At 42.7% G+C, this 21,414-nt stretch carries 19 protein-coding genes; 14 read left to right on the top strand and 5 right to left on the bottom strand.

The annotated features are described in order from the left end of the window. Positions 1–29 precede the first annotated feature (29 nt). Both HWQ44_RS00330 and HWQ44_RS00325 read left to right on the top strand, forming a co-directional pair. Positions 30–10,907, top strand: coding sequence for a putative Ig domain-containing protein (locus HWQ44_RS00330; protein ID WP_292713468.1), 10,878 nt, complete (start codon positions 30–32; stop codon positions 10,905–10,907). Positions 10,908–10,939: 32 nt separating this feature from the next. Continuing rightward, positions 10,940–11,485 (top strand): DUF1629 domain-containing protein, encoded by a 546-nt coding sequence (locus tag HWQ44_RS00325; protein WP_292713466.1) that lies wholly within the window; start codon positions 10,940–10,942, stop codon positions 11,483–11,485. A gap of 212 nt (positions 11,486–11,697) precedes the next feature. Here HWQ44_RS00325 and HWQ44_RS00320 read toward each other — a convergent pair whose 3' ends face one another. From HWQ44_RS00320 to HWQ44_RS00310, 3 genes are all read right to left on the bottom strand, one after another. Further along, positions 11,698–12,870, bottom strand: a complete 1,173-nt coding sequence (locus HWQ44_RS00320) for a hypothetical protein (protein ID WP_292713464.1) — start codon at positions 12,868–12,870, stop codon at positions 11,698–11,700. A 228-nt stretch (positions 12,871–13,098) separates the two neighbouring features. Continuing rightward, positions 13,099–14,703, bottom strand: a complete 1,605-nt coding sequence (locus tag HWQ44_RS00315; RefSeq protein WP_292713462.1) for a hypothetical protein — start codon at positions 14,701–14,703, stop codon at positions 13,099–13,101. 598 nt (positions 14,704–15,301) lie between these two features. Further along, positions 15,302–15,553, bottom strand: coding sequence for a hypothetical protein (locus HWQ44_RS00310; RefSeq protein WP_193912988.1), 252 nt, complete (start codon positions 15,551–15,553; stop codon positions 15,302–15,304). A 252-nt stretch (positions 15,554–15,805) separates the two neighbouring features. Here HWQ44_RS00310 and HWQ44_RS00305 point away from each other — a divergent pair, with 252 nt between their 5' ends. The 7 genes from HWQ44_RS00305 (at position 15,806) to HWQ44_RS00275 (ending at position 19,066) form a co-directional block, all read left to right on the top strand. After that, complete coding sequence (locus HWQ44_RS00305) at positions 15,806–16,408, top strand: hypothetical protein (RefSeq protein ID WP_292713458.1); 603 nt, start codon at positions 15,806–15,808, stop codon at positions 16,406–16,408. A 94-nt stretch (positions 16,409–16,502) separates the two neighbouring features. After that, the gene (locus tag HWQ44_RS00300) at positions 16,503–16,922 is read left to right on the top strand and encodes a hypothetical protein (protein WP_292713456.1); all 420 of its coding nucleotides are present in this window, start codon (positions 16,503–16,505) and stop codon (positions 16,920–16,922) included. Between the two features lie 93 nt (positions 16,923–17,015). Then, complete coding sequence (locus HWQ44_RS00295) at positions 17,016–17,228, top strand: hypothetical protein (protein ID WP_292713455.1); 213 nt, start codon at positions 17,016–17,018, stop codon at positions 17,226–17,228. Beyond that, the gene (locus tag HWQ44_RS00290; RefSeq protein ID WP_292713453.1) at positions 17,228–17,554 is read left to right on the top strand and encodes a hypothetical protein; all 327 of its coding nucleotides are present in this window, start codon (positions 17,228–17,230) and stop codon (positions 17,552–17,554) included. Before HWQ44_RS00295 ends, HWQ44_RS00290 begins: the two co-directional genes overlap by 1 nt. A gap of 50 nt (positions 17,555–17,604) precedes the next feature. Continuing rightward, positions 17,605–18,363 (top strand): hypothetical protein, encoded by a 759-nt coding sequence (locus HWQ44_RS00285; RefSeq protein ID WP_292713451.1) that lies wholly within the window; start codon positions 17,605–17,607, stop codon positions 18,361–18,363. Between the two features lie 65 nt (positions 18,364–18,428). Further along, positions 18,429–18,698 (top strand): hypothetical protein, encoded by a 270-nt coding sequence (locus HWQ44_RS00280; protein WP_292713449.1) that lies wholly within the window; start codon positions 18,429–18,431, stop codon positions 18,696–18,698. A gap of 11 nt (positions 18,699–18,709) precedes the next feature. After that, complete coding sequence (locus HWQ44_RS00275; RefSeq protein WP_292713448.1) at positions 18,710–19,066, top strand: hypothetical protein; 357 nt, start codon at positions 18,710–18,712, stop codon at positions 19,064–19,066. Between the two features lie 84 nt (positions 19,067–19,150). On the opposite strand, the gene HWQ44_RS00270 is transcribed toward HWQ44_RS00275, so the two are convergent. Both HWQ44_RS00270 and HWQ44_RS00265 read right to left on the bottom strand, forming a co-directional pair. After that, positions 19,151–19,324, bottom strand: coding sequence for a hypothetical protein (locus HWQ44_RS00270; RefSeq protein WP_292713446.1), 174 nt, complete (start codon positions 19,322–19,324; stop codon positions 19,151–19,153). A 51-nt stretch (positions 19,325–19,375) separates the two neighbouring features. Then, the gene (locus HWQ44_RS00265) at positions 19,376–20,134 is read right to left on the bottom strand and encodes an Rpn family recombination-promoting nuclease/putative transposase (protein ID WP_292713444.1); all 759 of its coding nucleotides are present in this window, start codon (positions 20,132–20,134) and stop codon (positions 19,376–19,378) included. Between the two features lie 98 nt (positions 20,135–20,232). Here HWQ44_RS00265 and HWQ44_RS00260 point away from each other — a divergent pair, with 98 nt between their 5' ends. The 5 genes from HWQ44_RS00260 to HWQ44_RS00240 are packed head-to-tail and all read left to right on the top strand — an operon-like array spanning position 20,233 to position 21,366. Then, positions 20,233–20,550, top strand: coding sequence for a hypothetical protein (locus tag HWQ44_RS00260; protein ID WP_292713442.1), 318 nt, complete (start codon positions 20,233–20,235; stop codon positions 20,548–20,550). Between the two features lie 32 nt (positions 20,551–20,582). Then, the gene (locus HWQ44_RS00255) at positions 20,583–20,777 is read left to right on the top strand and encodes a hypothetical protein (RefSeq protein WP_292713439.1); all 195 of its coding nucleotides are present in this window, start codon (positions 20,583–20,585) and stop codon (positions 20,775–20,777) included. 8 nt (positions 20,778–20,785) lie between these two features. Then, the gene (locus HWQ44_RS00250) at positions 20,786–20,986 is read left to right on the top strand and encodes a hypothetical protein (protein ID WP_292713437.1); all 201 of its coding nucleotides are present in this window, start codon (positions 20,786–20,788) and stop codon (positions 20,984–20,986) included. Continuing rightward, on the top strand, positions 20,983–21,198 hold the full coding sequence (locus HWQ44_RS00245) for a hypothetical protein (protein WP_292713435.1): 216 nt from the start codon (positions 20,983–20,985) through the stop codon (positions 21,196–21,198). The genes HWQ44_RS00250 and HWQ44_RS00245 overlap by 4 nt, the downstream gene beginning before the upstream one ends. Before the next feature lie 15 nt (positions 21,199–21,213). Further along, on the top strand, positions 21,214–21,366 hold the full coding sequence (locus HWQ44_RS00240; protein WP_292713433.1) for a hypothetical protein: 153 nt from the start codon (positions 21,214–21,216) through the stop codon (positions 21,364–21,366). The last annotated feature ends 48 nt before the right edge of the window (positions 21,367–21,414 follow it).

Below are 21,414 nucleotides of genomic sequence, written 5' to 3'. Positions count from 1 at the left end.
TTGTACGTATTTACTTATCTTTACATAGTTTGGTTTTTTCACCTCGTCTTACTTACGATCCTCGCAATGATTACAGTTTCCGACTCTCAACACCCGATAACATCACTTCCAATTACACATTGGGAACATCGGTTAACACTGGAATCGCTAAAAAAGGAGAAGTTGATACCTACAGCTTCACAGGCACAATTGGACAGAAATTGTACTTTGATTATGTAGTTGCAGCTGCAAATGAGAGGCTGAAATTCTATAGTCCAACAGGAGTGCTGCTGAACGAAAGATTTTTGAACAACGGTGACTTCTTACCAGAAACCTTAAAAGAAAATGGTATTTATCGGATTGAGATTTCTGGCGATAATGGAACAACAGGAGCTTATGAATTTACTTTGAGCGATCGCAATACTCTATCTATCCCAGCAATCACTCTCGGCACGGCAATTACAGATACAGTAAATGGCAACAACACTAAGCTCTACAGAATCAACGGTACTCAAGGACAAATTCTTGACTTCGATTTAGCTGCTCCCAGTTGGATAGGTGCAAATTGGGTACTTTACGATTCCGCAGGTATAGCGATCGCTTCTCCTTCTGCATCTAGTCCCGACTTCAAAATTACCTTGCCATCAACAGGGCTATTCACCCTTGCAATTGGTGGAGCAAATGCCCAAAACCTGAACTACAACTTCACAGTTACTAATATTGCGCCTTCAGCCGTAATTAATAGTGGCTTGAATACATTACAAAGTGGAACTTTAACTACAAGTACACCAGTTAATTACACTTTTACCGCCACCGCAGGTACGCAAATTTTCTACGATGGACAAGATGACACCACTAATGGATATATCCGAGGCAGGATTTACGATCCAAATGGAGTATTAATCGCTGACAACTTGGATCTGCGCTACGACCTTGCGCCAATTTTACTGAAGGAAACAGGTAATTACAAATTCCAGACTTATAGTTACTACGGTAATATAACAGGTAATTACAAATACAACCTTTTAGAAATGCCTAATAGTTTCCGTTCACCTGCGGCAACTTATTTAGCCTTTAATGGGATAGAAACAGGCACGCTCAATAGTGGAGAAGCTAAGGTATTCACCTTCCAGAACTTTGTCGGTACAAAAGTTCTATTCAACGGCATGGTTGGGAATGGAGTCAATGCTTATCTCTACGACCCCAGCGGCAATGTGGTAATGAACTTCGGCAACTTCCAATACACTGATTCTGCTCAGTATATATTGACACAGGAAGGACTATACCATTTAGCGATCGCAGGTGACTTTGGAGCAAATCGCAACTATAGCTTTCAGATGCTAGACGCAAGCAGTGCGCCGACTGTGGAATACAATCTGCCAACTACTGGGTCATTGGACAATGGACAGAAGGATGTATTTTACAAAATTAATGTCACAGCAGGAAAGCGGTTATATTTTGATAATTTATCTGCTACTACCACCACAGACATTAACCGATTTACTTGGGGACTTTATGCACCCGATGGTAGCTATGTAAATAGTACTAACAGTTATATCTACAATGATTTTCAATACGACTTCACGAATAGTGGCGAATATACCCTTGTCATTCGAGGACAAGCCGTAACCGATAAATTAGACTACAAGTTCCGAGTTATACAAACAGATATCAGCAATACTAGAGACATCATCACCCCTGGTGTAGGCAAATCCAACGATCAACTAGATGACGGCTCTCTAGCAACTGTAGCCGTGAAACTGCTTTCCAAAGATGGTAAAGGGGGCAGTGTTTTCCAAGACTATAATATTAAAGTCTTTGCCGACCCCGATAACGCCAATCCTGTAATTACCAGCACGCCTAACACAAATTACAGTTTGGCAGAAGATGGTTATCGCTATACGCTAACTGCTCTAGATCCAAATAATGACCAATTAGTATATCGCTTAGTTAATTCTCCTGTCGGTGCAGTGATTAACCGAGATACAGGTGAATTACTTTGGTTCCCTGAAACTACTGTTATTTCAGGTAGTAAAGCCAACTTTACTGTCGAAGTTAGCGATCGCAGAGGTGGTAAAGATACTCAAAATTTCACAGTAGATGTCTACAGTCAACTTGGCAAAATCCAAGGTGCGGTATTTGATGATCTGAATGGAAATGGATTACTGGATTCCAAGCTGATCAAGGGTACAAATCCTGCCGTAATTATTGCCTTTGACGTGTCAGGAAGTACTGAAGCACCATTTTACGGTGCCCGCAACTTTCCGAATGTAAAAGTTGTTAAAGATGCCGAAGTCGCAGCTATCAAAGAACTGGTGAAAGGGATTATCGCTCAAAGTCAAGGCAACAACGTCAAGATTGGGTTGATTACATTCGTTGCCGGCGGCACAATCGAAGATATGGATTTATCTGCCGCAGGGTTGCAGGAATACACTACCGCATTGTTGGATACCAATAATAACGGTATCACTAACTTAAATGAAGTTTTAGGACAGCAAATCTTCGCTGACAACAAATTCTATCCACCGGGCAGAAGTGGATTTGATGCCGCATTGACCACAATTAGGACATTACTACAGGCATATAGTGGTACGCCAAATCTCATTTTTATGTCCGATGGCTACGGACAACTTGACCCAGTTCTCGCTGCTAGTGTTGCCAATGATATTAAAACAGGCTTTGGCGATCCGACGCGCTCAGGTAATGTTACTGCATTAGCTATCGGTGAAGCATCAACTTTAGATACCCTCAAAGAAATCGATCCAAATGCAATTAGGCTCAAAGACATTGAATCTTTGACTACATTGTTTAGCGGATTAGATGAAAGCTACAATTTAGAACCGTTTAAAGAAAATGTCAGTGTTTATCTGGATTTAAACAATAACGCAGTTTACGATCCAAACGAACCAATTCAAAAGACCAAACGTGGGTTTGCACCGAATAGTTTAGATAAAACTAATTATTACTACACCTTTGACAATTTGCTATCAGGGGATTATCGTGTCCGTATTTTGCCACCAGCAGGTTATAAAATTACCACAAATTATAATTTCACCACAGCCAGCTACGATCCTGCCACAGATCAAGGCAATGGCATCTTGCATCGCGTAACTACAGCAGGTGAAAGTTTTGTTGATTTCTTTGGTGTAAACCAGGTTACAGCACCACTTAACAGCGATCCCAAATTTGTTACTACACCTCCGGTAATCACCCAGCTTAAGAGTGGTGAATTGCTCAAATATAATGCCAAAGCAACTGATGTCGATACTGATCCATTAACTTTTGACCTCGTACTAGCACCCGAAGGTATGGCTATAGATGCCAATAACGGTACGGTAGTTTGGAATCCAACCAAAAAACAAGTCGCTGATTACTATGCCAAATTAGATGCAGATAACCAGTTCCTGATCAATTCTGGTAGAGGCTCTGCTATTAAAACTAGTGTCACTTTTGATACTCTGCTTCGAGTACGCGATGGTCAAGGGGGACAAGATATTCAGTATATTAAAGTAGAGTTACTTCGTGATAATACACGTCCTGTCTTTACCTCCACTATACCAACAGCTAATCCCCAAGTAGGTAAAACTTTCCGTTACCAAGCGAGCGCTCTCGATGCTGAAGGTGATACTCTAACTTACTTACTTACCACAGACGCACCTACTGGTGTTAGCATTAACTCCACCACTGGTTTAGTCACCTGGAATCCTACTGCTGCTCAACTTGGCCTCCAGGAATTCTCCATTAAAGTTATAGATAGTAAAGGTGGAGAAGCCCTACAGAAGGTAAGCCTAGTTGTTAACACTGCTGCACCGAATCTTGCCCCTGTTATCACTTCCACACCTCGTACTCAGACGCGATTGGGTAATAGTTACTACTACAAAATTGAAGCAACTGATCCAGACGGTGATTTCTTAACTTACAGCTTACAGACTGCTCCAACTGGCATGACTATTGGTTCGGATGGTGTCATCACCTGGACTCCTAGTGCATCTCAGTTTGGTTCTCAGCCTGTAGTTATCAATGTCAGTGATGGTAGTTCTACTAATACTCAAAGCTTTAACCTTAACGTTAGTAATATTGCAGCTAACTATGCACCAAGTATTACTTCTGCTCCAAATTTGATTACAAATATAGAGCAGACTTATGAGTATAATCTCACAGGTAGTGACCCTGATGGTGATTTGCTGCTGTGGAGTTTGGATGCTGCGCCATCCGGTATGGTGATTGATGCTCAACAGGGAACTCTGCGTTGGCAGCCATCAAGCAATCAAATTGGCGAACATGATATTAAGGTACGCCTCACTGATGCTTCGGGTAGTTTTGTTGGTCAGGAATTTACTCTTACTGTCACTGGTACTAATATTCCTTCTACAATTGTCTCCAATCCCATAACCAGAGCCGCGCAGAATCAGCTTTACACCTACACGATCGTTGCCACCGATCCAGAAAACGACCCCCTCACCTTCAGCTTAGGTCGTAAACCTGCGGGGATGACCATTGATAATGGTGGCACGATTCAGTGGACTCCCCAATCTAATCAAATCGGTTCTCAACAAGTTGAAGTCTTTACACGCGATGCTCAAGGTGCTGTCACCACTCAAACTTATACCATTGAAGTTGGGACAACCGCTATCAACACTGCCCCCAGCATCACCTCTACTCCCGTATACTTAGCCGCAGTTGGTAGTCCTTACAGTTATCAGGTCGTTGCTACTGACCTGGATGCTGGCGATACCTTGACTTATCAGCTTTTGTCTGTACCTGCTGGTGTTACTGGTATCAGCATTGACACAACCACTGGTTTGCTGACTTGGAATAATCCTGTTGCTGGTAACTACAAAGTTGTCGTTGGCGCGGTGGACGCTGCTGGTTTGGGTGCGGCGCAGGGCTTTACACTGACTGCACGGGTAAATAATGCTCCGGTGATTCGCTCTACACCTGTGTTAACAGCAACTCCTGGCAGTACGTATAGCTATGATGTAATCGCAAGTGATGCTGATGGCGATCGCTTGACCTACTCCCTCGACCAGACATCCCGTGATTTTGGCATGACGCTGGATACTCTCGGCAGACTGCGCTGGACACCGACCACTGGCAATGTTGGCACTCACCACGTTGTCTTAACTGCCAGTGATGGCGTTGTGTCCAGACCACAGGAGTATAACCTTGTGGTGGCAGCTGACACAAAAGCGCCGAAAGTTAGACTCATTGCAAATTTCGACTCAGTTAACCTTGGCGAGTCGATAACATTCCAAGCACGGGCAACTGACAATATCAAGGTTGCTGGTTTGCAATTGCTGATTGATGGAACTGCGGTAGTGCTGGATGCAAACGGTATGGCAACCTTCAAACCCACCACAGCCGGGAGGATTATTGCTTCTGCTTACGCCACAGATACGGCTGGTAATCCCGCAACCGCTACATTCAGTGTGTTGGTAATTGATAGCAGTGATGTGAATCCGCCGGATGTCAGTCTTAACTTGGGTGCTTACGCCAACGGTACAGTCACCGCGCCTGTTGAGATTAAAGGCACGGTCAGCGATGATAACTTGGACTACTACCGCCTGCTGGTTGCACCTATTGGCAGTAGCGATTTCAAAGAGATTTTCCGAGGCACAAGCACTGTTAATAATGATGTACTAGGCAAGTTCGACCCGTCTTTACTGGAAAATGACAGTTACACGCTGCGACTGGAAGCTCATGATAAGGGCGGGAATGTCAGCTTTGTAGAAGACACGGTTAATGTTTCTGGCGAATTGAAACTCGGTAACTTCCGGCTGTCGTTCACTGATTTGTCGATTCCTGTTACTGGAATCCCGATCACGCTGACACGCACGTATAATAGCCTAACATCCGGCAGCACAGATGACTTCGGCTATGGGTGGCGGATGGAATTCCGCGACACTGACCTCCGAACCTCAGTTGGCAAACCCACTGAAGAAGTTGCGGAATTAGGAGGACAAAACCCGTTCAAAGATGGTACAAAAGTATACATTACTTTGCCTGGAGGCAAGCGGGAAGGGTTTACTTTTAGACCCACGATTGACCCACTATCTCAGTATTTAAGGGGCGCTGGTGGTGTTGATTCTGACCCAAATATCTATCACCCCTCGTTTGTGGCTGATGCTGGCGTAACCGATACCCTCACGGTGCAAAACACTCGCATCATTCATGGGGCTGGTACTAATCAGTACTACGGTCTAGCTGGCAGTGCTTATAATCCTGCTGACACATATTATGGTGGTGTTTATACGCTGACCACGAAAGAGGGCATTGTTTACCAGATTGATGCTGCTACGGGGGATCTGCTAACGGTTACGGATACGAACGGGAACACGTTAACTTATACTGATGCGGATATCACTAGCTCGACTGGGCAGAAAATTACCTTTGGCAGGGACGCGCAGGGAAGAATCGCTACTGTTACTGACCCCGCAGGTAAACAAATTCATTATGGCTATAATGCTCAGGGTGATTTAGTTAGTGTTACGGATAGAGAAGGTAACACTACACGCATGGAGTATGACCAAGAGCGATCGCACTACCTTGACAAAATCATCGACCCCTTGGGCAGGACTGGTGTCAAGAACGAGTACGGTGATGACGGGCGGCTCAAGAAGATGGTTGATGCCGCAGGTGCATCAGTACAGTTAGCTTATGATCCCAGTCACTCCACTGAAACGATAACTGACGCACTAGGCCATCCTACCACTTATGAATATGACGAACGCGGGAATGTAGTCACTGAGATTGATGCGCTAGGTGGCATCATCACTCGCTCTTATGACCAAGACAATAATTTGCTCAAAAAAGTAGACCCAGACGGTGTTTCCACAACTTATACCTATGATAGCAAAGGCAATCCTTTAACTCTGACAGATAAAGATGGAAATGTTACCCATATTACATATAACCAGTATGGCGAAACCCTTAACATCATCTCGCCTACAGGATTGATAGTTTCATCAACTTATGACAAACATGGTAATTTATTATCTAGAACCAACACAGACGGACAAACTACAACCTTTAGCTATGACGGTTTTGGTAGATTAATAAAACAAACAGCACCGGACAATGAAGTATCAACATATAGTTATGATGATTTCGGGAATCCCACAGTCTTTACCGATAGTCGCGGCAACCAAGCTATTGCTACTTATGACCTCAATGGTAAAGTCAAAACTCTGTCAATGGTTTTCCCCCAAGAGAACCAAACTTTAAATACCAGCTACACCTACGATAACCAAGGACGCACTACCTCTGTAACAGATCCTCAAGGAAATGTTACTACAACCGAATATGACGCTAAGGGCAATGTGATTGCCACTACAGATATTAAACATAATCGGACTCATTATTTTTATGACGACAAAGGGCAGCAGATTAAAGTTATCCTGCCCGACAATACCCCTAATAACTCAGATGATAATCCTGTAGTTTTAACTGAATACGACGCTGCGGGAAGAGTTATTTCCCAAACATCTGCCACAGGACTGAAAACTCGCTATGTCTACGATGCATTGGGTAGATTGACAGATACGATTTTGCCCGATCTCACTCCTGACAATCCAGATGACAATCCTAGAGAGAAGATAGAATACACCGCAGGCGATCGCATTCAAGCCAAGATTGATATCTTTGGCACTCGTACAGAATACTCTTACGATAATTTAGGAAGAATCAGTCGAGAGCGCGATTTCTTTGGTAATCCGATTGGTAATGACACGACTTACACCTACAACACAGGTGGTCAGGTTACTTCTGTCACTGATGCCCGAAATCGCACAACTCAGATCGGGCTTGATGCTCAAGGTCGCTCAAGTGTGAATACATACTTTGACGGTACTACATCCAAAGTTGTATATGACGCTTTAGGACGTATCAAGTCGGAAACAAATCAACTGGGACAAGCTACAACCTATGAGTATGATGCCTATGGCAAAGTCTCAACCATGATTGATGCGCTAAATCAACGTACTCAGTTTACTTACAACAGTCGCGGCAGTCTAGTTAAGGTCACTGATGCTTTGGGTCATGAAACTAAGTATGAATATGACCAGTACAATCGTCAGACGGCGGTGATTGACGGAAACGGCAATAGAACGGAAACGACCTATGACCAATTTGGACAGGTGATTGCGGTTAAGGATGCAAATCTGCATATAACAGAATATGCATACGATAATCTGGGTGAACTGACGGCAGTGAAGTTAGCTAATCAAGCTACTACTATTTACGGCTATGACAATTTAGGTAGACAGACGCTGTTTGAAGATGCCAATGGCAATAAAACGACCTATGAGTATGATACGTTTAATCGGAAGGTAGCGACAAATCTAGCTTTGGGTCAGCGTTCTACGACGATTTTCAATAATTCGGGACAGGTTGCTAATACGACGGATTTTAATGGCAATGTGATTACCTATGGCTATGACCTCTATGGCAGATTGGCAACTAAATCCTTCTCAGATCCTAGTGTGGCAACGGTGGGTTATACCTACGATCCTGTTACTTCGCAGGTGAAAACGGTGGCTGATGGTAGAGGGGTAACTCAATATACCTACGATCAATGGGACAGGCTCCAAACTACAATCATGCCCGATCTGCAATCTATCACCTACGGTTATGACGTATTGGATAACCTGACCTCAGTCACTACATCAGCAGCTATTACCAACTATAGCTATGACAAGCTAAATCGCCTCGATACAGTCAAAGAAAGTAATCGCATTCTCGCAGATTATGACTATGACGCGGTTGGTAATCTCACTCAAACTAAGCTTGCAGATGGCTCAGTTGAGACTAGACAGTATGATGCTAGGAATGCATTGACTCAGATAACTGCAAAAAATGTCACAGGCACGGTATTTTCAAGCTTTACCTATACTCTAGACCCTTTAGGGAACCGAACTAATGTAATAGATAATATAGGTAGCAGAGTGGATTATACCTATGATATCGTCAATCGTTTGACACAAGAAAAGATTACTGATGCTACAGCAGGGAATCGTACTATTGACTATAGCTATGATCTTGTGGGAAATCGTTTGAATAAAACGGATACGCTTGAGGGTTCAACCATTTATTCCTACGATGCTAACAATCGGCTCAAAGATACCACGGCAGGGGCAAAAGTCACAAAGTTTACCTATGACAATAATGGTTCGATATTAACTGTTTCCGATGGCACGAATTCAGTTGTTTACGATTGGATTAATGATGGTGAGAATCGATTAGTTAGAGTAAATAATGGTTCTTCTCTGACTCAGTATGTCTACGATGCGGATGGAAATCGTGTAGCAAGTATTACGGATGGAGTTAGAACTAATTATTTAACTGCTCCAATTATGGGTATGTCTGAAGTATTAATGGAGTATGACAATAGTGGAAATATCACGACTGATTATACTCAAGGGTTAGGTTTAATCAGATCGCGGGCAAGTGGTAGAGAGAGCTTCTATCATACTGATGGCTTGGGTTCTACTAGGGTAATTACAGATAATGTAGGATTGATAACTAATCGTTATAACTACGATGCATTTGGGGTGACAATTAATCAATCAGGAACGTCTGATAATTCTTTCCAATTTGCTGGAGAACAAAGGGATAGTGCTACTGGATTGGATTATCACAGAGCGAGGTATTATGACCCAGGACTAGGCAGGTTTGTCTCAAAGGATGATTACTCTGGACGTTTGAATAGTCCTATTACTCAAAATCCTTATGCCTATGCCAATGCAAATCCTGTTAATTTTACTGATCCTTCTGGTTATTTCTCTTTAGAAGAGGTTAATGCTGCTGAAGCAATTAGTGGGATTCTTAGTAGTATTCCTGGCATAGCCTTGCGTACAGTAGGAGCTATTATCGGCGGTGCATTAGCTGCTGGTGTTTTCGATACGGCTCGACAGGGCTATCAATTAATTGATAGTGCGATTCACGGCGACGGAAGAAAGACGGATTTCGACGTTGATGAGTTGTTGCAGAGTGTTCAGATAGGAGCTGCACTTGGTCCATTACTTGCTCTTGTCCCTGAAGCTGCCTTATATTTCGCTTATGAAGGGATCAAAAGTGGCGTTGCCGAGCTTGAAGCTGGGAATATTGCTACTGGAGTTTTTGATATCCTTACTTCATTAATTCCTCTTTTCGAGGAAGCTGATAGTAAAGGAGCCAGTAATTGCTTTGTTGCTGGCACAAAAATTCTGACGACTGAAGGTGAAAAGAATATTGAGGATATTCAGGTTGGTGATTGGGTAGTTTCTGATGACCCGAATACTCCTGGAGAGATTGAGGCAAAACAAGTAACAGACACGTTTATACGTCAAACTTCAGGGCTGGTTGATTTGTATGTTGATGGAGAGGTGATTTCTACTACTGGTGAACATCCTTTTTGGACTCCTGATAAGGGATGGGTTGAGGCGAAGGATCTAGAAGTTGGTTCATTCCTACAAACTGAAGATGGCAGAATTATTGATGTTGATAAGATTGAGAAGCGTGAGGGACAGTTTCAGGTTTATAATTTCAGGGTAGAAGGGTTTCATACCTATTTCATTTCTGATTTAGATATTCTTGTTCATAATGCGAATTGTGCTAAAAATGCAGCAGAATTAAGAAAGAATATGGAAAATGCTGGTGTAACCTTTAATCCAGGTGAAGCAGCTCATCACATTGTTCCTAGTACTGATGGCAGAACTCAAGCAGCAATAAATGCTCGATATACTTTGAATAGTTATGGCATTCCTATTAATGATGCTAACAATGGGGTGAAATTACCAGTAAGTCAGCATAATGGTCAAGGTTTACATCGTGGAAAAACTTATAAGGCTATTGATTTGGAACTTCAGAAAGCTACAAATAAAGCAGAAGCTGAAGCTATACTTCAAAGTATTGCTGCTAAAATTAAGGCTGGAACTTTCCCACCACCGTAATATATTTCAAAAATTAATGGAGATAGATTTACATGAATATTTATATTCCTATTCCTGATAGTGATAATTATGATGGCTTCTATTATCTTGATCAAGAAAAGTCACATGACATTTTATCAAGGTTCCTTAATTTTAGTGTATATCAAGATATTGAAGAAAAGAGTGAATGGATCCCTTTACCAGTAGGAATTGAATCATTCGATACTAAACGAGGTGATTTCCTTGGAGTTGTTGCATGGACTTTTGCTTGTAATAATAGGGCTTGGAAAATTTTAGAGCCTTTAATTGGTGATAGCGTTAAACTGCTGCCATTGCAATGCGATGAAGGTGAGTTTAATATTTTAAAAGTAATTAATATTATTGATTGCCTCGATCGTTCAAAGGCGGATTTGTTTATATTTGAAGAAACTGGTAGAGTTTTGGGCATAGAAAAGTATGCTTTTAAAGAAGAGTTAATTCAAGATCAGCATTTTTTTGCCATCCCAGAATGTAAATTCGTAATATTAGTATCTCAAAAGTTCAAGGACTTAGTAGAGCAGCATCAATTGGAAGGGCTGAATTTTAAGCAAGTGGCTTAAGATTAAGTACCAAGACAGTGCGTTCCCTGAAAGGGTTGCCGTAAGCATAGGCTTGGGTAAGCTTAACTGGTGTAGGCGAATATCCAATGTGCGAAGAGATGCGACAAGCGATTAAAAATGGTAACACTTTCAATTACAAAAAACCTCTTGGACGAGTTATAGGAGAGGAAGTATTGACATAGTGTCCAGAGCAGGTCTTGTCGCTCTCCTAGCTAATCCTCCCAATCAACCAGCACCCCATCCACGATCGCAACCCCCCACTGCGGAAACTTCGCCAGCAATTTCTTGATCACAATCTGCAAAGCCGGATCATCATTCCAACACTCCTGCAAAAAGTCAAAACCCGGATTCTGCCCCGCCTTCGCCGTAACCTTGAGTTTCTGCATACGCTCTGGTCGCATATTTGACCGCGCAACAATCGCCTTATGTGACCATTTTTCAGTGACGGGCGCGGCGGAACTTTCACCCTCATCAACTGTTTTGACTTCTACACCCGAAACTGAATTTTTAACCAACAACGTAGCTGAATTTCCCTGTTCTACCTGCCTTTGAGTTTGATTAGCGATCGCTGAACTTGAAAAAAATTCATTCTGTGCAACGGGCGCGGCGGAACAAGTACCTTCATGAGAGACTGCCGCCTCAACACCACAATTCTGGTTTTCAGCCAACAATGAAGCAGATTCACCCTGTACAGCTTCCACAAGCGCCAGCGTCGTGAAGTCCATTGCCGTAGGCAAGTCTTTGTCTTTCTCTGACACACTTTTAAGAAACTGAGGCGACGCGACCCCCAAGGGAGCGTGAGCCGTCTCTTCCTCACGCGAATTTTCTGTAAGCGTGTTAGAGATACAGCTAACGAACTCTTTTGAAGAGTTCGTTAGCTGTTCCTGAGCAGTTTGTGAGGGTTTTTGAAACCCTTGCTCTGACTGACTTTGACCTAAAATAGATGCTTGATTTAAAGCACGTATTTCTTCAGAGCCAGCATCTATCTCTGAATCCCCAGCATTTGGTTCTCGTTTCGCAGAATCCCCTTTTTCCCAAAAATCCTTTATCCTGCTTCCATGCAAATTCTTGACAGTCCATCTCACAGTTTCCCGGCCATCTTCTATAGACTTGTCGGGCTTGAAAATGAACAACCCGCTTTCAGCGAGAATTTTCTTCGCAGAGATAAAAGTACTGTAACCCAAAGCACTTGTTAGCGGCATCCACCGAGAACCATAAGGGTCAGCCGTCCAACACTCCTGCCACAATTGCGTAACTGAGGGCTTTTGCTGTGAAGCCCATAGCATATCTTGTATGGGAATAATCACATGAAGCCGCTTATACGGGGATTCCTTCTTGCTAGCAGCAGCCTTTTTGGGTTTGGGACGAGTAATAGTTGCAGTCATTTTTCAATCTCCTGTTTATATTGACGCATGGAAATTTCCCCCACAGTGATGCCTGATGCGGGGCTTGGTTTGATATTTATCGGTCTTAAAAGTTATCAGTACATTTGGCAGTACAACTAGCTACATTGTTATAATCGTGTTGTTGTCTACCGGAGAGCGGCGGAGACACTTTTCATAGGGTGATTGCACAGTTTTTAACTAAGCAATCGCTCTAATCAACAACTTCACCTACTCTTTTTCCGGTTGCCAGAATCGCAATTCGTCTCGGAAATACCTGTCAGTCTTTTTCGATTGCTCCTTCCAACAATCCCAAGCCACCAACACTTCTTCTCCCAAATCCTGTACCACCTCACCCCTTTCCACATACAAAGTGCGGTATGAATCGGCGTGAGAAACGATAGAGCCGATGCCAATAGTGTCTGGTTGAGAGGATGCGTTCTGGAGTACGGTAATTAATTCAGTCTCTTGGGTGGTCAATTCCGCCCAGTAGTCTTGTTTGATTACCTCGTACTCTTGCGCCACTGCCCAATAGTCCTGCCACGTACACCCAGGTTTAGCTAGCACTGTCCTAATCTCGTTAATCGCTTGGGGCAACATTTCCAATTGTTCGGCCCGATATGCGATAGCCTGTGGTGTCGGTTCACTCCCCAGAATTATCGCCGCAGCTTCCAAGGCTTGAGTGTTGTTCATAGCACTGGCAAGATTCTTCAACGCCATACCCATGAGTCGTAAGCATTCCTGAGCATTTTCTTTGGGTGGTTCCTGCGCTAGCGATCGCAGATCAATGGTTTTCTCCAAGGCTTGCTTCACCTGCTTATTCAAAGCTTTGGTCGCCTGTTGCGTCATGGTATTCCCCCATTGTTGAGAAGGACGTTGCTCTACGGCGTGTTCTAATTCTTGGATACGTTGCTGAAGTCGCTGATTCTCAATCTCTAACTTTCTCAACCCCTCCATCTCATCCAAACGCTGCTGCAATTGAATATTTTGCTCCCTCTGCTGCTTGTACAGGTTTTGCAAGGATTGGATTTGTTCTTGTACTTGAGCTTCGGCTCTGCCAGTAGCTTCTGCTTGTAAACCAATTCTCAATTCCTGGGAAAGTCGCTCTAACTCTTGCTGATGCTGTTCTTTAATTTGGGCAATTGCTTCAGTATATTCTGGTGGATAAGTCTGCTCACTCGATTCGGACACAATTGCATCATTTAAATCAGCCAAATCACTATTGTTTACCAGTAGCCTCTCACCATCGCTGAAAGTGACAATCTGCTGATAGTTATTGGGTGCGTCTGCCTCAATCACTCCCGAATCTCCATAACGAGGGTGCGAAAGGGAAGAAACAGTGACAGAATTACACAATTGCGTTTTGACTTTTTCTTGTTTTGTGCTACTGGTTCTAGTGGGTGACGTATTTTTTGGAACGACCTTCTGTACTGCTTTAGCGAAGTCTGCGGCAGTGGGGAAGGGTTTTTCTTTGGCTGCGATCGCAACAGCTTGCTCTAACTTATCGGGAGTTTTAACCAAACGAAGTAGGGGGCGAGTTTGAGAGGGTTTAGTGATTTTTACCCTCAGTTCCTCTGGCAGGATATCAACTACTTTCTTCGCAGACAGCAAATCTCTGACGCGGCGATATCCCCCGTGTTTGGTTAACTCGTTCTCGCAATAGTCTTCAAAGCTCTCGTGTCCTCCATCAAAGTAATAGCCTTTATCTCGCATAAGGCGCAGTTCATCTATTGCTTGCCACTCGAATTTGTCAATGGCAGTGAAGGTTTCCTGAATGCTGGCGTTGACAACACTGTAGTCCAGCGTCGTTGTTTGTTCGGGTTCTAGTGTCAGCATATTTCTTGCTCACTATGGTAAATGCTTGAAAGTTGAGGTGTTGCAGTTTAACCAAAGTGAACTAAGGAGATACTGAAGGGTGTTTGCACAAAAATGTGTCAGCATTGTAGTTAGTTCACTTTGTCGTGAATGCAATTGAACGGGCGATCGCATTGCTTTGGTCGGCGGCGATCGCTTTTACTAAGCAGCAGGGGTAATAATTACTCAGGTTGATCGTTTCCTGCTCCATTATCAGACTGCTTCACAAGGTAATCTGAGACTGGACTAATACGATCAAGAGCAGCACGAATTGTTCGTTGAAATTTTGTAATCGAGTAACATCCGTTTTTAAGTTTCTCATTTTATTTTTTGCCTAGCTTTTAAATATAGTTTCATTTTAGCCTATACAAAGGAAATCATTAAATCGATAATTAGTATATAATTTTTATAGGCTAGTTGCTAGGCTAGCCTATAGTGATAAATCCTGTCATTGTTTGGCAGGGGTCTCATTAACTGCAAAACCCCCGAAGCTATGTTTCAGGGGGTTTTTCTTCATCTTCAAATTCTAAAAACTGGCGAATCCGTTCGCGTGATAGCCTGAGTTGCTCCGAGGCGCTTCTCAGGCTGCTAATTCCCCCAGGATTTTCTCAGCACGTTCTTTAAACTCCTCAAGCTCTGCAACTTTCTTCTTGATGTTGTCAATTTCGTCGTCACTTCTTGGCGATATTCCTAAATAACTGTCAATGAACTCTAGTAGAAGTCTACTAGCAGAAGTCCCACTCGCTTTGGCCTTTTTTAAGAAAGCAATTTTCTTTTCTTCTGGGATGCGAAAGTTCATTTGGGTTTCCCCTTCCGCAAGATTTCTTGGCATAGTATGTCCTCTTCTGCTCAATCATAGCTTTTAGCCTATACCTAATTCTACTCACAAGCCTAGTTCTTGCCTATAAAATAGGACTTTTACCGTTTTTGCCTGTATTGCAGCCTATACCAATACTTGACAAAGGAAATCTTTTAGCCTATACTAAAAATAGCAAAACAAAAGACGACCGCTCTAGCCTGAGAAACTTACGCGATCGCCTTTTGTGAAAAACCTAACCCCATGTAGAGGCAGGAAATCCTTATTATGACGCAATCTGTTTGCACACATCAAGCACCTTCAAGCTTTAAGCTTAATCAAATAGTCACATTTGAAGATGCCCCCTTCAAAGATGAGCAAGCGATTGCCCAAGCAGAACTGTACAACCACCTCGAAACCCAAGCCGAAGCTGTAGCCCCAACCCAAGACCCCCTCACCAGCAGAGATCGCCGCATCATTGGCGAGATTATCGAAGTCCAACCCGAATCAGTGCGTACAATCTGGATCGAAGGCGGGATTACGGTATGGGTACAGTTAGTCGGTGGCGGACGACTACCATTCGACCGCAACTGGTTTGCTACAAGAGTTGCAGAGGTTAAAGCGACTCTGCCAGAAACAGCACGGGAACGGAATCAGCGCTTGGAGTCCGAGTTGAAAGAAGCTTGCACTGTTTTCGGTTTATACCACGGTGAGATTGACTATCTAGTATTTAGTACAAAAGTCTATCGCCAGGGCAAGTTAGTTGGTTTCGTTGGTTGGGATGAAGAGGGTTGGTACGCAAGACCAAGACAGTACGGAGTCAATCGTGTAGCTGCTAGTGCAAAACAAGTGATTGGGCTGCTGGGAGTCCGAGCGACAGTGGCGGCTTAGTTGCTGAAGGTAGAAAGGGCGATTGCACACCAAAAGAATTGCAATCGCCTTCAACCGAAATTTAGACAATCGAAATCATCATGGCACACAGACAATGATTACCACACTTTCTCTTCAAGAAGCCCAGTCGGATGATCCAACAGAGAAAATACTCCTACCTCCAACCGACCCCAACGCAGAGGTCATCAATATTCCCGGCTACAAACTGGTCTATGTTAACGGAGTCTGCCCCAGAAATTATCGAGTCTACAAAGCTCATTCCATGTTGGGAGTAATTTTTCAACACATTACCCACTGGTCTAACGGAGTTGATTCCCTTCAATACGCCAAGCCGATTGATGCAGCAGTTGGGCTTGATGAATTTTTGAAGGTGGCGAGGATATCAACAACGGCTACAGAGCAACCAGCCACGGAAGAAGAGTTGCTAGATAAGGAATTTGATTCGCTGACGAGTGACGAGTGGGAACGGTTAAAGAGGTACGTTCCAGAAGCGAAACATCTGGTTGCAGCATAAGAAAACGGGTGGGCAGGACAGACCCACCTGTGTGGCAAGGAGCAAACTTAAATTTTATCCAAATAGGAACACCACAACTCATTGAATAAACCAATGGAACCGATAGAAATCCTACAAGAATTTAATTCGTGCTACCTGAAGATTCAGGCGATCGCCCAAGATGAAAACTGGCTCTTGTTAATTGCTGATAAAAAGATTGACCCAGAAGCCGCAACTCACGTAGGTGATACATTGCATTACTTGGGCGAGGTTATGGGTTGTGTCGAAGAAATTGTTGAGGTCAAGTTTAATCAGGAGACAGAATAATGCAACCAACAATATCAATCCTACACGGTTGGAAATACCCCTGCTTCACCTTCGGACAACGTACAGAACAAGGAATTATTATCGGCATGAAGTATTACCCAAGCGATAGTCTTTTAGCCCATGAATACGATGAAGGCTGGCGTTATTTAGTCATGCCAGATATGAATTCCGTTGAAGAGGAAAATCACTTAGAGACCGAGATTAAATTGTTGAAACCCCAGGAATTGAAAACACTTCTAGAAGTAGAGATTAAAAAGCGACTATATCAAATCGAAGTACTGAAATACGAGTTAAAAACAATTCCTGGCACTGTCATAAATAGCTAAGTCGAACACTATCCAGTATCAACGCAATTTTTAACAACAACAACGCAATTATGGAAACCATCAAAATCAACAACAGCGTCTTTCTCATTCCACCTAGCCAACCTAAACTACAAGCCAATTGCGCCAAAGAATACGGTCAATTCCTTCTTGATTGTCCCCCAAAACTGACGATTTTAGAAGCACAAGCCGGTGGATATCTCAAAGGTAACAAGGCTGACTTTGCAATTGCAATCTCTTGCCCTGACCGTGCATTGACCATTAACGAGAATTTCACCAACGAACCATTTACTGAACTGTGGGTAATTCCAGTGGCAGGAGGACTTAAAGACCAGTTCAAGGGGCCAGCTTCGATGCTGCTTAGTTTTCTGATCCACCGCCGGAGTAAAGACAATTTTGCTGGATTGTACAACCACTTTGCCCATCGTGCCTTCCAGCAGTGGTGCGAAGAAGGGATGCCCGGAGATCCCAAAGAGTTTTGTTATCAGGCGATCGCTAGCGTACTCAAAAACTACATTTTCTGCGCCGAGTTTCAGAAAGTGGAAGGGGCACTCGGAACGTACTGGTTCATTCAGTGGAGCTATCGCAATCCCCAATCTGATTTTGAGAAGGATACGCTCATTGCAGCAGAGATGATTCGCTCTGGTGCTGAATCTGGCGCAACACTCCATTGGGTCACGAATGATACTTACGAGCGCTGGGCTAGTAATGCTGTCACTGCACCAGCATTACCCCCGGTTTCGGAAACTGAGGCACGGCTATCTCTGCAAGGACAGAATCAGACTGCAATGCCGCAAGGTAACAAGCGGTAATTAGACACGAAAAAGGCGATTCACCTCTGAGTCGCCACTACATAAACTAGCAACAAAATCAACCAATGAAAATCGGTACTGTCTCTATTAGTTATTCGAGAAAGTTTAACTTGGGCAATTACGAATCTCTCGAATTAGGTTGTTCTTTATGGGCACAAGTGGAAGATGAAGAAGATGCAGATGGTGTAGTTCAATTCCTTTATCATCAAGCAAAAGCAGCAGTGAAAGAGGCTGCAATGCCTGTGATTAAAGCTAACGAATTCCAAATTACCAAAGCCAAATCTCAACGCAAAGTAGCGGCTGATGAAGGTGTTGCAAAAATAGATAATTTTTGAACAAATCCAACATGAAACAACTAACAGGTTTTATTCCCGTTGCAGCATTACCTGAATCTACTGCGGCTTCTGCTAAACAACAGCTAATAGAAACAATCGAATGGCTTTACAAAGAAGGTGCTGCTACTGAAATCAATCTCAAACTTTTGACTGCAATTGTTGAATCTATTCTTTGCTTGGAAGAATCATACACCAGATTTTTACAATGTGGTTTTGATGCAGCCATTGAGTTTTTCAATACTAATTCTCAAAATTGGGACTTTGAAGAATCAATCTTATCACCTCATAATCCCAAGAATTGGGATGAATACAAGCAGCTACAACAAACACGGGCATTGTTGTCAACAACCCGCACCGTCACTGAGTAAGGTAAAAAATGGGGACTTAAAATGCAGCCCTTGGTGAGCCGATTCAGTATAGGAATAGTCGCAAAATTACTCTTGGTTCTCGGATTATTCCTGCTGTAATTGTTGCACTACTTCTACTGATAAACCAGTAACCCGAGCTATCACATCGAGGCTAATTCTCTTAGCTAATAAATTGATAGCAATTTTACGAGCTTTTTTATCGCTCCCTTCTTCCCGTCCTTCAGCCTTGATTGACTGATAAATAACTGATTCACGCATGGTATACCTTTGGGAAACCGATTTTAACAACCAGTCTATTGCTTGTTTGAGCTACTCAACGTCTTTGATGAGCAAGCTTTGTACTTGTTCGATTGTTAACCCAGTAACTTTTACTACCATTTCAATAGGCATCTTCTCTTTAAGAAGGTTAACTGCAACAAGGCGAACTCCTTCCTCAATTCCTTCAGTTCTTATTGACTGATAAATAACTGACTCGCGCATTATGTCCTTCCTAAATAAACGTCTAATCACTTCTTGTTCTAATACTAACCCAGCCAGAATTGCAGAGGCAGCAGCAATATTACTTTGTTTCCGCCTGTCAGCAATTTTGTCAACAGCCGCAGATGACTGTTGTAATGTAGCAACTTTGTTCTCAGTAGCACTCAAAACCGCAAACGGCAGTAATCCTGGTGCTGCCAAAAAGACCTCTGGCGGTTGCTCCCACAAACGAATCACTGAAAATTCATGTTGTAAACTTCCAGCAATAAAAGTAGTTTGATACACCTTCTCCGATTCAGTTTTATCTAAGTAAATTACGACTTGGTGCATTCGCTTCTTGGGAAAACGGCGATACACCCTTAAACGATAATCAGCCATTCTAAACGGCATATCGTCATCAGGTTTGGTCTGAAATTCAATATGGAGAACAACTTCGTCTGATTGCAACAATATTAAGGCATCAGCACGAATCGGTTCTAAAGACAATTCTGTAGGACTTAATTTGGTTAAAGTAATCGGTTCTCCTAATAGCCAAGTGGCGAAATCGGGAGAATACATCTCAGCGATAAATTTGCAAGTGTTATCAAACATGAACACCTTTTATCAAACATGAAGAAATTTTACCATCATCTTAGCTAATCACAGTAATTAAATTTTAGTTAGCAACACAATGAAAAGGTACTAATCAGATGAATCTTTGGTCAAGAATGGATTTAATCGCATTAACAAATGAACGTTTTTTAAAAGAGTATTACGATTTTATTTCTGATTACGATGGGAGATGGACGATTAAGTTTTTGTATCTGATTAAAGTGAATGTTGCTCTTTGGTTTGGATGGGAGTCAGAGCCAGAATATGACAACTGGCATTGGGGACTAGGGTATTTTGAAGAGGAATACCGACAGGACTGGAATGCACCAAGAGGATCTTGTGATTGGCAAGAAGTCTGTACTCCAGTCAGTTTTCTCAAATGGCAATATGGTATCGGCGAAAACTCGAATTACTAATCAATAATAGGCTGTTCAGCTAAGGATTAAAAATGGCTAATCTTCCACCAATTAATTCAGTTGTAAAAGTCATTAAAGCACTGACAGAAAAAGACCCAAGGTTAGGGCAAACAGGTACAGTGATCCAGTATTCAGGACACGGCATGGTTTGTGTTCATTTCTCAGATATGCCAACTGGTCAGGGATTTTTTTTCAATGCACATCATTTAGAAATCATAGAGTTATAGCCAATATTATGCCAAGAAAATCAACTTACCCCACCTCTACTGACCAGTCCTCACTATGCCTACAGTATCTTCGTCGTTGCGGAGGTAGCGCACGATTATCTGCCATCAGCTTTAGTCTCTGTGTCATACAAACATTAGTTAATCGCAAGCTGGTAAAAGTGACAAATACAGGTGCAGGATTTTTTGTGGAGTTGGATGAAGCGAAATGAAAATACAAGTCGAGCAGCTAAGTGCTAACGAATTTTTGTGGGCTAAAGACTGGATAAAAGAGTGTTTGCCTTGGCGCGATTTATCCTGCCCCGAAGAAGTTGAAGAACTCACAGAACAAGAAATAATTTCCGGCATCAAAATCCACTATAGCGGAGGGATAAAACAGTTCAAGTTGTCTGTAGAGGATCATATTTTTCCTAGTAATTCATGAGAATAAGTGAAACCGATGGCTAATCACAAACAAATTGCTCGTTCAAGTATGCAAGAGCCAAAAGTCCGGTTAGTTAAAAATCATCGTCCAAGAAGACGATTCAACTCCAAAGTATTCATAGATCGCACCATAGAAACAACTGCAATTGTCTCTCTGCTAATTAAGTAAGTCGTGGTGAAATTTTATAAGTATGTAACAAAAAATTAAGCAGAAGAA

This window comes from Nostoc sp. JL34, from assembly GCF_017114945.1.
Classification (GTDB): Bacteria; Cyanobacteriota; Cyanobacteriia; order Cyanobacteriales; family Nostocaceae; genus Nostoc.
This window is presented reverse-complemented; position numbering and strand designations above follow the sequence as displayed.

What these genes read in the sequence shown, in the direction of transcription:
- HWQ44_RS00325 (WP_292713466.1), top strand. Translation starts at nt 10,940, where the DNA reads ATGAATATTTATATTCCTATTCCTGATAGTGATAATTATGATGGCTTC.
- HWQ44_RS00320 (WP_292713464.1), bottom strand. Translation starts at nt 12,870, where the DNA reads ATGACTGCAACTATTACTCGTCCCAAACCCAAAAAGGCTGCTGCTAGC.
- HWQ44_RS00315 (WP_292713462.1), bottom strand. Translation starts at nt 14,703, where the DNA reads ATGCTGACACTAGAACCCGAACAAACAACGACGCTGGACTACAGTGTT.
- HWQ44_RS00310 (WP_193912988.1), bottom strand. Translation starts at nt 15,553, where the DNA reads ATGCCAAGAAATCTTGCGGAAGGGGAAACCCAAATGAACTTTCGCATC.
- HWQ44_RS00305 (WP_292713458.1), top strand. Translation starts at nt 15,806, where the DNA reads ATGACGCAATCTGTTTGCACACATCAAGCACCTTCAAGCTTTAAGCTT.
- HWQ44_RS00300 (WP_292713456.1), top strand. Translation starts at nt 16,503, where the DNA reads ATGATTACCACACTTTCTCTTCAAGAAGCCCAGTCGGATGATCCAACA.
- HWQ44_RS00295 (WP_292713455.1), top strand. Translation starts at nt 17,016, where the DNA reads ATGGAACCGATAGAAATCCTACAAGAATTTAATTCGTGCTACCTGAAG.
- HWQ44_RS00290 (WP_292713453.1), top strand. Translation starts at nt 17,228, where the DNA reads ATGCAACCAACAATATCAATCCTACACGGTTGGAAATACCCCTGCTTC.
- HWQ44_RS00285 (WP_292713451.1), top strand. Translation starts at nt 17,605, where the DNA reads ATGGAAACCATCAAAATCAACAACAGCGTCTTTCTCATTCCACCTAGC.
- HWQ44_RS00280 (WP_292713449.1), top strand. Translation starts at nt 18,429, where the DNA reads ATGAAAATCGGTACTGTCTCTATTAGTTATTCGAGAAAGTTTAACTTG.
- HWQ44_RS00275 (WP_292713448.1), top strand. Translation starts at nt 18,710, where the DNA reads ATGAAACAACTAACAGGTTTTATTCCCGTTGCAGCATTACCTGAATCT.
- HWQ44_RS00270 (WP_292713446.1), bottom strand. Translation starts at nt 19,324, where the DNA reads ATGCGTGAATCAGTTATTTATCAGTCAATCAAGGCTGAAGGACGGGAA.
- HWQ44_RS00265 (WP_292713444.1), bottom strand. Translation starts at nt 20,134, where the DNA reads ATGTTTGATAACACTTGCAAATTTATCGCTGAGATGTATTCTCCCGAT.
- HWQ44_RS00260 (WP_292713442.1), top strand. Translation starts at nt 20,233, where the DNA reads ATGAATCTTTGGTCAAGAATGGATTTAATCGCATTAACAAATGAACGT.
- HWQ44_RS00255 (WP_292713439.1), top strand. Translation starts at nt 20,583, where the DNA reads ATGGCTAATCTTCCACCAATTAATTCAGTTGTAAAAGTCATTAAAGCA.
- HWQ44_RS00250 (WP_292713437.1), top strand. Translation starts at nt 20,786, where the DNA reads ATGCCAAGAAAATCAACTTACCCCACCTCTACTGACCAGTCCTCACTA.
- HWQ44_RS00245 (WP_292713435.1), top strand. Translation starts at nt 20,983, where the DNA reads ATGAAAATACAAGTCGAGCAGCTAAGTGCTAACGAATTTTTGTGGGCT.
- HWQ44_RS00240 (WP_292713433.1), top strand. Translation starts at nt 21,214, where the DNA reads ATGGCTAATCACAAACAAATTGCTCGTTCAAGTATGCAAGAGCCAAAA.